This window comes from Actinoplanes sandaracinus (genome assembly GCF_030009775.1).
GTDB classification, from domain to species: Bacteria; Actinomycetota; Actinomycetes; order Mycobacteriales; family Micromonosporaceae; genus Actinoplanes; species Actinoplanes sandaracinus.
Genome location: NZ_JASCTH010000044.1, coordinates 56,915 through 68,459, shown reverse-complemented (window position 1 = coordinate 68,459; position 11,545 = coordinate 56,915). Strand labels below are relative to the sequence as shown.

Genomic DNA, 11,545 nt, shown 5'->3' with positions numbered 1-11,545 from the left:
GACCGCCTGGCACGCCCAGACCGAGCCAGATAACCTCACCCCTGCCCCCGCCGGAAGCAGGTAACCACCGCTCCGTCGAAACGGGGGGAACTCAGGGGCACCATCGTTGAGAGCCGCCACTCATATCGACTGCGCCGCATAGCAGGCACTTTCGGAAAGGCTCTGCCAGGCAGCGGTCCGCGCCGGTCCTGAGGACGGCGAGGCCGGAATCTGTCAGGCGACCGCCGACCAATCGGTGGCTCGGTGAACGGTGAATCACCAACGGCGGACCACCAACCAGGCGGAACGGCGAATGGTGAACGGCCAGCCACCGAACAGGCGGACCAGCGGACCGCGGGTCGGCGAACCGCGAGCGACAAACGGCGGACCAGCGGACCGCGGGCGACTGACCGCAGACCGACAAACGGCGGACGGCGGGTGACGGGCGACGGGCGGATGAACAGCAGACCAGCGAACAGCAGGACGGCGAACAGCAGGACGGCGAACAGCAGGACGATGAACGGTGACTCGCCGGGGTCTTCAGGTGGTCAGGAGTAGGCGGAGGGCGAGTACCGCTATTACGGCGCTGGAGACCAGCGCGGTGATCAGGCGGCCGCGGTCGCCGGTGAGGAGGCGGCCGATCAGGGAACCGCCACCGGCGATCAGTAGTTGCCAGCTCGCTGAGGCGAGGAAGGCGCCGGCCACGAACCACGCCCCGCCTCCGGCGCCTCCCAGCACCAGCGCCGCGAAATAGATCACGGTCGCCGGATTGAGGAGCGTCAAGGCGAGGACTCCGGTGTATGCCCGGAGCGCCGTCGCCGGGCGTTCGCCGCGTTGCGTGATGCCCGGCCGCCGGATCGCGCTCCAGGCAGTCCAGCCTGCCAGCACGAGCAGCACGGCGGCTCCGGCCCATCGCAGCGGTGTCTCCACCGGCGCGATCACTCCGGCCACGGCCGCTCCCCCGGCGACGGCGATGAGCGCGTAGATGCCGTCCGCGGTGGCCGCGCCCAATCCCGCTGCTGCTCCGACTCGCAGGGAGGCGCGAGCGCTGAGCCCGGCGATCAGCACGGCGATGGCTCCCACGGGCACGGCGATGCCATAGCCGGCGACCACGCCGGCCAGGAAAGCCCCGTTCATGACCGCTGCCGGACACCCGCCGTTACGTGAAAGCCTGCCTGCTGTCGCGCGGCCCGATCGGCTGCGGCGACAGAGACGGAGGCGGAGACGGGCTTCAGCATGGTCACGCCGCCATCATCGAACCCGGCGCCCGGCTCGCGCCAACGATTTCCACCGCCACCCGGACGGCTCACTCCCGCCCACGCCGCCGCCTCACCAACAGGTCATGCCAAATGGGGACGCCGCGCAAGTACAGCGGCGGCAGGCATTACAGGCAGCGCCAAGGGCAGGCAGCAGGAAACACCAGTGGCAGGCACCAAGTACAGGCATGCCAAGCACGGCCGTGCGAAACAGAGGCCCGCCAAGCACAGCCGGCGGGAAGTACTGATAGGCGGGAGCGCAGGTGCAACAGAGTCCCGACAGGACGAGGTAGCGGCAGCGCGAAGCAGCGGCAGGACGAAGTACCGGCAGCACGAAGCAGCGGCAGCACGAAGCAGCGGCAGCACGAAGTAGCGGTAGGACGAAGTAGCGGTAGGACGAAGTAGCGGCAGCACGAAGTACCGGCAGCACGAAGTACCGGCAGCACGAAGTAGCGGTAGGACGAAGTACCGGCAGCACGAAGTAGCGGTAGGACGGAGTAGCGGTAGGGCGAAGTAGCAGTGGGGCGAAGTAGCAGTGGGGCGAAGTAGCAGTGGGGCGAAGTAGCAGTGGGGCGAAGTAGCGGTGGGAGCGTGCGCAAGATTTCGACTACGTGAGGTTTTGCATTGACCCCGGAGCGTGGCCGAAGGGGCCGCGGCTGGGTAGGGTCCGATCATGGTCGCTGAACTGATTCTGGTCCGGCACGGGCAGAGCCTGGCCAACGTCGCCTTTCCCGCCGCCGACGCGGAAGGCCTCATGGAGACGGTGGTGAGCGGGCGGGACGCCGAGGTGCCGCTCACCGAGACCGGGGAGGAGCAGGCCGCCGCGCTGGGCCGCTGGCTGGCGGCTCTTCCGGAGGAGCACCGGCCACAGGCGGTCATCACCTCGCCGTACCTGCGGGCCCGTGAGACCTGGCGGATCGCCGCCGAGTCGTCCGGGTTGGATCTGCCGGCTCCGAGCACCGATGATCGCCTGGTGGACCGGCTGATGGGTGAGCTGGAGCTGATGACCCGGGCGGCCGTCGCGGCGCGTTTCCCGGACGAGGCGGGGCGGCGCGCCGAAGCCGGAGAGTACGAGTATGCGCCGCCCGGCGGTGAGTCGTTCGCCGACATCGCGGTCCGGCTCGAGTCCTTTCTGGACGACCTGCACAAGAATCATGCCGGCAAGCGGGTGGTCGTGGTCGCCCACGACGCCGTGGTGTTGATGATGCGGGCCGTCATCGAGCAGTTGAGCTGGGACGAGGTGCTCGAGGTGGAGCGCGGCTCGGGCAGTGTGCGCAACGCGTCGATCACCCGGTTCGACGGCACGTCAGGGCCGCTCACACTGGACAGATACAACGTGATCGACCACCTGCCGCCCGTGTGACGCATCCCCATGCATCGATGACCGCCTTGCCGCGATCCGCCGGAAATCCTATGTTCGGTCGGTGCCCGTCGCCCATTTCCCCCGCGGGACGGCTCACCCGCGCCGAGCGGTGAACCGCCAGTTGGGCGCGCTTCTCACCGCCGAGGCGATCTCCATGCTCGGCAGCCGGATCACTTTCGTGGCGGTGCCGTGGCTGGTCCTCACCACGCAGGATTCGGCGTTGCTGGCGGGCCTGGCCGGGCTCGCCGAGATGCTGCCCTACGTGCTGGCGGGGCTGATCGGCGGCCCGATCGTGGACCGGGTCGGCCCCCGGCCCACCGCGGTGGCGGCGGACACGGCGAGCGTGCTGGCCGTGGCCGGGATCCCGTTGATCGCCTTCTACGACGGTGTCTCGCTGGTCGCGCTGCTGTTGTTGATCGCCCTGGCCGGTGCGCTACGCGGCTTCGGTGACGCGGCCAAGCGAGCGCTGTTGCCGCGCACGATCGCGGCGGCCGGTCTCTCCACCGAACGCGGCACGGCGATGTACGACGGCATCTGCCGCGCTTCCACACTTGTCGGCCTGCCGCTGGCCGGGGTGCTGATCGCCGCCTCCGGACCGGCGATGGTCCTGCTCTTCGACGCGCTGTCGTTCGCGGTGAGCGCGCTGATCATCGCGGTTCTGGTCCGGGTCGGCTACGCCGACGCCGCCGCTCTGGCGGAGAGCGAGCAGCAGGGGTACGCGGCCGCGCTGCGCGACGGTTTCCGGTACGTACGCTCGGACCGGCTCATTCTCGGTGTCATGTCGATGCTGTTCGCCACGAACCTGTTCGATCAGGCGTTCGCGACGGTGTTCGTGCCGGTCTGGGTGCGCGAGGGTCCACATGGGCCGGCCGCCCTGGGAGTGATCGGCACCGCTTTCGGGCTGGGCGCCGTGGCCGGCAACATTCTCTACACGTTGCTCGCTTCACGGCTGCCTCGACGCCGTACCCTCGGAATCTGCTTCTTTCTGGGCGGTCCCGCCCAGCTCCTCGCCTTGGCCCTGGCCGAGCAGGTCTGGAAGGTGCTGGTCACAGCCGCGCTGGCGGGGGCGCTGATGTCCACGGTCAACCCGATCCTGATGGCCTCGGTCTACCTCCGGATCCCCACCCATCTGCACGGCCGGGTGATCAGTGTGCTGATCGCCGTGTCGTGGGCGGGGATCCCGTTCGGTGGTGTGGTCGGCGGCTGGGCCACCGATCTGCTGGGCTTGCGGACCGCGGCGCTGATCGCCGCGATCGGCTATCTGGCCGTCACCGTCTCCCCGTTCCTCTTTCCCGCTTGGCGGGAGCTGGATGTGCGCCCGCGCGCAGAGCCGGCGACGGCGGTCGCCACCGCCTGACCGGTGCGGCGAAATTGGTGGACGCGGATCTCCACAAGCGGCTACGGTCGGCCCCGATGACTCTCGCTCATGATTCGGCCGGCTCAGGCCCTGCCGTACTTCTGCTGCACTCGACCGTCTGCGACCGCCGGATGTGGGACCCGCAGGTGCCCGCGCTGACCGCCGCCGGATATCAGGTGGTGCGCTGTGACCTGCATGGTTACGGCGACAGCCCGGTGCCGTCCACCAGTTTCGACGAGGCCGCGGATGTCGCCGGCCTGCTCACCGGCCTCGGCATCGCGCGTGCCGCGGTGATCGGGTCGTCCGGCGGTGGCCGGGTGGCCCTCGACGTCGCCGCTCGCTGGCCGGAGCGGGTGACCGCGCTCGCCCTGTTGTGCACGGCGTTGCGGGGGCACGAGGCGAGCCCCGAGCTGAGCGCTTTCAGCGATCGTGAGGACGCGCTGATCGAGGCCGGTGACGTGGACGGCGCGACGGACCTCAACGTGGATCTCTGGCTCGGCCCGGAGGCGGACGAGGACACCCGGGACGCGGTGCGGGCCATGCAGCGCCACGTTTTCGCGGTGCAGCTCGCCGCGGAGGAAGAGGGCGAGCCGGTCCGCGTCGAGCTGGACCTCACCCGGATCACGGCGCCGGCCCTGCTGGTGTCCGGCGCCCACGATCTTCCGGATTTCCGGGAGATCGCGGTCCACCTCGCCAAGCTGCTCCCGCACGCCCGGCACACCGAACTCGACTGGGCCGGCCACCTGCCCAGTCTGGAACGCCCGGACCTGATGAACCCGCTGCTGCTCGACTTCCTGCGCGAGAGCCAGGGCCAGAGCCAGGGTTAGAGCAACGGCCGGACCTCGCGGGCGGCGAACCGTACGAAGCCTTCGGGGTCCGGATCGTCCGGGGTCGGCTGGAGGACGACCGTGTCGGCGCCCGCCTCCGCCCAGCGACGGACCTGTTCCGCGATCGCGGCCGCGTCGCCGGTCGCGGCGCGGTCGACGGCGGACGGGTAACCCCAGCGCACCCGTTCCCCCTCGACGCGTTCGTCGGCGTCGGGGCCGGTCGCGGTGTGCAGGTAGACCACCAGGCGGCCGTCGCCGATCACCTCCCGGGCGGCCCGGACCTGTTCCGGTGTGGTGCCGGCGGTGAGGATCGTGCCGTCGCCGATCTCGCCGGCCAGCCGCAGGGTCTTGGGGCCGGAGGCGCCGATGAGGATCGGCGCCGGGCTCGGCGGCGGCCAGTCCAGGGCCACGCCGTCAAGGTGCACGAACCGCCCGTCGACGGTCACCCGCTCGCCGCCGAGCAGCGACCGCAGGGCGGTGACGTGCTCGCGGAGCAGCGTCATCGGCGACGGCACCCGGACGCCGACCTGGCCCATCCAGTCCTGCACGCCGTGGCCGACCCCGATGATCGCCCGGCCGGGGAAGAGCCGGTGCAGGGTCGCCAGTTCCATCGCGGTGAGGGCGACGTTGCGCAGCGGCACCGGCAGCAGGCCGACGCCGACCCGCAGCCGGCGGCTCCAGGCCAGCGCCGCGGACGCGGTCGCCACCCCGCCGGTGAGGAAGCAGTCCTCCCAGAGCCACAGCTCTTCGAGGCCGGCCGCGTCGGCGTCCTCCACGAGGCCGCGGAGGCGTTCCGGGGGCAGTTGCGGGAGGGCGATCGCGCCGAGGACCGTCATGTCAGGACTCGTTCCCTTTCCGAGCCGGCGGCGATGCGCCGGTAGAGCTGTTCCGGGTCGAGGTGCGTGTACCAGGCGACCACCGGCCGGCGCTCGTACCGTTCCATTCCTATCAGGAACGACAGCACGTAACCGGTGCTCAGTGCCAGGAACGCGGCCGACCAGGCGGCGATGACCACGTGTTCGCCCTGCGCCAGCCGGAACAGCGCGAAGCCGAGGGCACCCGCCTCGACCAGCGCGAAGACCCGGTAGGCCCACTTGAGCCGCGCGTCGGTGGTGCGCCGGGCCCGCTTCTCGGTCACGCCGAACTGCCGTTCGCCGAACAGGGCCGCGGGCAGGGCGGCGAGCATCGGCAGGGTGTCCGCGACGGCGAAGGCCTCGCTGTGCAGCATGTGGTAATGGCCGCGGCCGAACTGGACCACGGTCCAGATCGAGAAGATCGTGAAGGCCAGGAACGCGAACCCGTAGACGGCGTACGGGCCACGCACGGGCGCCACCCCGGTGGTCAGCGCCGCGACCGGTACGAGCAGGTAGAGCAGCCGGTTGAGGCCCTGGAAGTGCGCGACCATCGCGCTGAGGTAGTTGAGCCGCTGGGGCAGCGTGAGCCCTCGGGCGCGCAGCGGCGAGTCGGGGTGGCGCAGCAGCAGATGTAGGCTGCCGATGGCCCAGCGGCGCCGGGTCCCGTAGTACTGGCGCAGGTTGTCGACTTCGAGGCCGTACGCCAGTGGCTCCTCCAGATAGACCGACTTCCCGCCGCGGGCGTGCAGCCGCAGCGAGGTGTGGATGTCCTCGGTGGAGGTGTCCTCGGCGAAGCCGCCGACCGCGTCGAGAGCGCTGCGCCGCAGCATCGCCGACGTCCCGGTGTAGATCGCACTGTTGGTGCTGTTCTTAGTGGGCTGCACCCCGCCGTAGAACATCTCCTGCTCGTGCCAGCCGCCGTCGGCACCGTTGCGACGGCGGAACGTGAACGACTCGGTGTTGTAGAACGACTGCGGCGACTGCACGACCGCCACGTCGGGGTCGTCGAAGTAGCCGAGGGTGCGCTCGATGAACTCCGGCAGCGGGATGTGGTCGGCGTCGAGGGTGACCACGAACTCGGCGTCGGTCACCGTCAGCCCGTGGTTGAGGTTGCCGGCCTTGGCGCCCTCGCTGGTGGTCCGGGGCAGGTAGCGGGCGCCGAGCCGGGCGGCCATGTCCCGGATCTCGGCCCGGTTCCCGTCGTCGAGGACGATCACGTCGCGGACCCCGCGGACCCGCGTCGCGCCGAGGACGGTCGGCTCCAGAACCGGCAGCGGCTCGTTCACGGTGGGGACCAGGATGTCGACGGTCCGGGTGACGGGCGAGGCGACGGGGCGGGGCGTGGGCCGGGTCCGGCGGCGCAGCGACAACACGAACACGACCGTGGTGGCGACGGCGAACATCTCGGCGGCCCAGGCCACCGGGCCGTACCAGACATCCCAGTTGACGACGGCGGTCCGCCAGACGGCGAAAACCGGGGCGAGGGTCATGAAGATCGCGAACAACACCGGCAGATGGGGCGGATCACGGTCGGTGACCTGCTCAACGCGATACGGAGACATGCCCAGTCCTTTCGGGAGCGGCGGCGGGCGCCGGATGGTGTACGACGCCGGCCAGCGCCGGATGGAGTGCGGGGCCCGCGGCGATCACGCCGGTGCCCAGGGCGGAGACGTGTGCGCCGGCCTCCGCGGCGATGAGGGCCCCGGCCGCCCAGTCCCAGGGCGCCAGCTCGTCCTCGTAGTAGGCGTCACAGCGCCCCGCGGCGAGCCAGCAGAGTTCCAGGGCGGCGCTGCCGTGGCTGCGGACGTCGCGGACCCGGTCCAGCAGGGTGCGCAGGGTCGACGCCTGCCGGGCCCGTGAGGTGGATCGGTAGCCGAAACCGGTCGCCACGAGGGCTCGGTCCAGTGGCACCGGATCATTCACCCGGATCGGGGCGTCGCCCAGCCGGGCTCCGTGACCACGCACCGCGGTGAACGTCTCCGCCCGGGCCGGGTCGTGGACCACGCCGACGAGCGCCCGCCACTCACCGTCCGAGGTCAGCTCCTCGACGGCGATGCTGATGGTGACGTGCGGTAACCCGTACACCAGGTTGGTGGTTCCGTCGACCGGATCCACCACCCACCGCAAGCCGGAGGTCCCGGCCCGCGCCGTGCCCTCCTCGCCGAGAAGCCCGTCCTCCGGGCGGGCCGAGCTGAGAACCGCGGTGATCGCGGCCTCGCTCGCGATATCGATTTCGGTCACCGGATCGGTGGCGCTGGACTTGTGCCCGGCCGGGCGAACGCCGGTGGCGGCACGCACCACCGCACCGCCGGCGAGCGCGGCGCGAATCGCCAGGTCGAGGAGTTCTCGCGTCATCTCATACCCGGCGAAGCGGGGGCGGCGACCCGGCGCACCTCGGCGAGGATCCGTTCGCGGTATCGCTCCGGCAGCTCGGTGACCGGGCCGAGAACGTGGCACCGGTCGATGCTGCCGTCGGGATAGGGCAGTGCCAGCCCGGTGATCGGCAGCACCTCGACGCCGGTCGCCGTCGCGGGCAGCACTCCGGTGGTGCCGGCCGGGACCCCGACCGCCAGTTCGGTGCGGCCGTCGACCGTGCCGCGCACGACGGTGAGCACGCCTCCGGAGGCGCCGGCGACCGCCTCCACCGCCCGGCGGAATTCCGGGTAGAGCTCGTTGGCCTCGAAGTCGCCGAACGCGCAGGCCAGCTCGACGTCCACGCCGGGCCATTTGCGCAGGAAGTACCGGTAGTTCGGCGCCTCGGTCCGCTTGTTCGCGGCGACGCTGCGCACGTGCGGCAGGTGCACGCCGAAGAAGTCACGGCCCATCACGATCGGGGTTCCGGTCCGGGCCACCCGGTACGCCCACTCCAGGTCCTCGACGCCGTAGCCGTGGAAACCGAGGTCGAACCAGAGCTCTTGCTCGACGACGAGGGAGCGGGGCAGGGCGATCAACGCGGTCCAGGCGAACGACCAGGGGATGACGTGCGCCGCCGACATCCGGGGGTCTTGGTCGCCGGTGCCGGTGACCTGAAGATCGTCGAGCACCTTGCGGTAGTGCTCGTACGGCTGGGCCTCGACCTCGGTGACGTCCCCGGTGTTGTTGTCGTAGTCGATCATCTGGCCGACGACGCAGATCCGCTGGCCGTACCCGAAGTGCCGGTCGTAGAGATCTTCGAGGCAGCGCGACGGCAGCACCATGTCGACGTCCATGAGCACGACCACCTCGCCGCCGGCCTGGCGCAGCGCCAGATTGCGGGCATAGCCGACCTGCCAGGGCCGTCCGGAGGTCACCGCGACGACGTCGAGCCGGCCGGTGAACTCCTGGAGGATCTCCAGGTGCTCCGGGCCGTCGTCGAGCACGCCGACGATCACTTCGAACCGGTCCACCGGCAGCGACTGGGCGGCGAGGGCGGTCAGCGCGAGGCGCAGGTTGTCGGCCCGGTCGCGGTACGGGATGACGACGCTGATCCGGAGCTCATCCGTCGAGGTCGCCCGTCGTTCGCCCAGGAACGTCTCCCGGCGCTCACTCATCGACGTCGCCGGGGGCGATCAGGACCTTGCAACTGGCCTGGTCGGCGGGACCGAACCGCTGCCCGTCGATGTCGCAGCCCAGCGCCGCGAACCCGGTGCGGAAGTCGGACAGCGGCACCACGTGACTGACCAGGCGCTCGGCCGGGACCCGGCCGGTGGTGATCAGGTGAAACGCTTCGACGAACGAGCCGTGCAGCGAGTCGATCGAGCCGATGACCGACAGGCTGCGGTCGGCCAGCAGCATCGTGTCGATCGACGCCACCTTCTCCTTCAAACCGATCGACATGTACGTGCCACCGCACGCCATCTGCGGAAAGATGTCCTCCAGCAGCATCGACGTGGTGTCGACGACGATGTCGATCGGCGCCTGCGGGTCGTTGAAGTACTTGATCCGCGCTTCCTCCAGGGACGCGTAGGCCGCGGTGCCGTCGGGAAGCCGGTCGCGTGCGAACTCCAGCCGGGCCGGCGAGTGCTCGATCACGACCGGGGTCAGGCCCTTGAGCGAGAGCACCCAGGTGTACAGCAGCCCCAGGGGCCCGGCACCGAAGATGTAGGTGTTCGCGGCCAGCGACGGCGGCTGGAGTTTCCGCGCGCCGGCCACCACACAACTGAGCGGCTCGGTCAGGGCAGCGGCCCGCAGCGACACGTTGTCCGGCACCCGGTGCACGAACGCCGAGGTGGTGCGGTACTGCCCGGCGTAGGCGCCGTCGTAGCTGACGCCGCTCTCGGTGCCGTGCTTGTTGACGCAGTGGTTGATCCGCTGGGTCTGGCACATCCGGCACCGGCCGCAGTACGGCGTCGGGTTGATGACGACCCGGTCCCCCACGGCGACGCTGGTGACCGCGGGGCCGATCTCGGCGATGACGCCGCTCGCCTCGTGGCCGAGCGTCACCCCGGGAACCGCGACCGGGTAGGAGCCGGAGACGATGCCCAGGTCGGTGCCGCAGACCCCGCAGAACTTGATGTCGACGACCACGTCGTCGTCGCCGGTCGCGTGCAGGTCGGGGACCTCGCGCAGTGCGACGTTCCAAGGGCTGAGGTACTTGAGTGCTTTCACGGCCGCACGGCCTCCTTCTGGAAGTTCTGACACGTCTGGCGCAGGCGGCCGAGCAGGTCGTCCACCTGATCACTGGTGATGATCAGGGGCGGCCGGACCTTGACGGTGCGGCCGAAGCCGTACCGGCTGCCGCGCAGGATGAGGCCGTGCCGGCGGCCCAGAGCGATGAACTGCTCGACGTCGACGCTGGTGGGCAGGTCGAACGCCTGCATCAGCCCGACACCGCGCACACCGGTCACATCACGGAAGTCGCGGGAGAGCGCGAGCAGGCCCCGCTGCAGCCGGCCGGAGACGGCGGCGACGTTGTCGAGAACGTGGTGGTCGCGGATGTACCGGACGGTCTCCTCCAGGGCCACCAGCGCCAGCGGGTTGGCGCCCGACGTGCTGGAGTGCTCCCACGACTCGAGGACGTCGAGTTCCGGCCGCATCAGCACGCCGGCGACCGGGATGCCGACACCCCCGGCGCCCTTGGCGAAGGTGATGATGTCCGGGCGCAACTCCTCGGCGTAGCCGGTGGAGGCGAAGAACGATCCGGTACGCCCGAAGCCGGTCTGCACCTCGTCCGCGATGATCAGGATGCCGAGCCGGTCGCAGGTCTCGCGGAGCACCCGGTAGTAGTCACGGGGCGGGACGATGTTGCCGCCGTTGCCCATCACCGGCTCCACGATCAGGGCGGCCACCCGGCCGCTCGACGCGTACTCCACGAAGTCCTCGAGGCGCCGGGCGCACATCATCGCGCAACTGCCGGGGACCTGGCCGTAGAAGCAGTTCGCACAATCCGGCCCCGGAATCTTCACGGAATTGGCGAACGGCAAGGAGAAACCGCGTTGCCGGAAAGCGTTTCCGGAGACGCCGGTGGCGGCGACCGTCTGCCCGTGGTGCGACAGAAACAACGAGAATATGTCGGACCGTCCGGTCGCTTTCTGCGCAATTCTGATCGCGGCCTCGGTCGCCCCCGACCCGGTGATGTCACGAAACCAGAAAGCACCGATGTGTGCGGGCAGGTCCGGGCGCATCAGCTCGAAGATCTCGGCCGATTTCGCCCTGGTGAAGTCGGAGGACAGGTGGGCGATCCGGTCGAGCTGGGCATGCAACGCATCGATGATCTCCGGTGCCGAGTAGCCCAGCGAGACGTTGAACGTCCCGGACGCGCAGTCGATGTAGCGCTCACCACGAATGTGCAGGTAGATGCCTTCTCCGGCATAGTCCGGCAAGCCGGTCACGGGCCTTGCGACGGTGCTTGAACTCATCATTGACCTTTCCGCGTCACGATCGCACGGACGATTGGCGGCCCCGCCGCGATCGACGGTGAACAGGCTTCA

Annotated in this window: 10 protein-coding genes; 3 read left to right on the top strand and 7 right to left on the bottom strand. The window is 70.1% G+C overall.

Features of this window, described 5'->3' with window-relative positions; all coding sequences use genetic code 11:
* Positions 1–519 precede the first annotated feature (519 nt).
* Positions 520–1,116, bottom strand: coding sequence for a LysE family transporter (locus QLQ12_RS43165; protein ID WP_282766866.1), 597 nt, complete (start codon positions 1,114–1,116; stop codon positions 520–522).
* Between the two features lie 792 nt (positions 1,117–1,908).
* Here QLQ12_RS43165 and QLQ12_RS43160 point away from each other — a divergent pair.
* The 3 genes from QLQ12_RS43160 to QLQ12_RS43150 all read left to right on the top strand — a co-directional run bounded on the left by QLQ12_RS43160 (position 1,909) and on the right by QLQ12_RS43150 (position 4,782).
* Positions 1,909–2,598, top strand: coding sequence for a histidine phosphatase family protein (locus QLQ12_RS43160; protein WP_282766865.1), 690 nt, complete (start codon positions 1,909–1,911; stop codon positions 2,596–2,598).
* A 61-nt stretch (positions 2,599–2,659) separates the two neighbouring features.
* The gene (locus QLQ12_RS43155; protein WP_282766864.1) at positions 2,660–3,955 is read left to right on the top strand and encodes an MFS transporter; all 1,296 of its coding nucleotides are present in this window, start codon (positions 2,660–2,662) and stop codon (positions 3,953–3,955) included.
* A 56-nt stretch (positions 3,956–4,011) separates the two neighbouring features.
* Positions 4,012–4,782 carry an alpha/beta fold hydrolase gene (locus QLQ12_RS43150; RefSeq protein WP_282766863.1) on the top strand — a complete coding sequence of 257 codons (771 nt, stop codon included), beginning with the start codon at positions 4,012–4,014 and terminating at the stop codon, positions 4,780–4,782.
* Here QLQ12_RS43150 and QLQ12_RS43145 read toward each other — a convergent pair.
* From QLQ12_RS43145 to QLQ12_RS43120, 6 genes are read right to left on the bottom strand one after another with little or no spacing between them, the layout of a single operon-like run.
* A complete protein-coding gene (locus QLQ12_RS43145) occupies positions 4,779–5,618 on the bottom strand; it encodes an LLM class flavin-dependent oxidoreductase (protein WP_282766862.1) in 840 nt (279 codons plus the stop codon). The genes QLQ12_RS43150 and QLQ12_RS43145 overlap by 4 nt on opposite strands.
* Positions 5,615–7,198 (bottom strand): glycosyltransferase family 2 protein, encoded by a 1,584-nt coding sequence (locus QLQ12_RS43140; protein WP_282766861.1) that lies wholly within the window; start codon positions 7,196–7,198, stop codon positions 5,615–5,617. Before QLQ12_RS43140 ends, QLQ12_RS43145 begins: the two co-directional genes overlap by 4 nt.
* Entirely contained in the window at positions 7,179–7,991 is an 813-nt protein-coding gene (locus QLQ12_RS43135; RefSeq protein WP_282766860.1) for an inositol monophosphatase family protein, read from the bottom strand. Before QLQ12_RS43135 ends, QLQ12_RS43140 begins: the two co-directional genes overlap by 20 nt.
* Entirely contained in the window at positions 7,988–9,166 is a 1,179-nt protein-coding gene (locus QLQ12_RS43130; RefSeq protein ID WP_282766859.1) for a glycosyltransferase, read from the bottom strand. Before QLQ12_RS43130 ends, QLQ12_RS43135 begins: the two co-directional genes overlap by 4 nt.
* Positions 9,159–10,223 (bottom strand): zinc-dependent alcohol dehydrogenase, encoded by a 1,065-nt coding sequence (locus tag QLQ12_RS43125; RefSeq protein WP_282766858.1) that lies wholly within the window; start codon positions 10,221–10,223, stop codon positions 9,159–9,161. The genes QLQ12_RS43130 and QLQ12_RS43125 overlap by 8 nt, the downstream gene beginning before the upstream one ends.
* Positions 10,220–11,446: an aspartate aminotransferase family protein gene (locus tag QLQ12_RS43120; RefSeq protein ID WP_282766857.1), complete on the bottom strand. Its 1,227-nt coding sequence runs from the start codon at positions 11,444–11,446 to the stop codon at positions 10,220–10,222. Before QLQ12_RS43120 ends, QLQ12_RS43125 begins: the two co-directional genes overlap by 4 nt.
* Positions 11,447–11,545 lie beyond the last annotated feature (99 nt).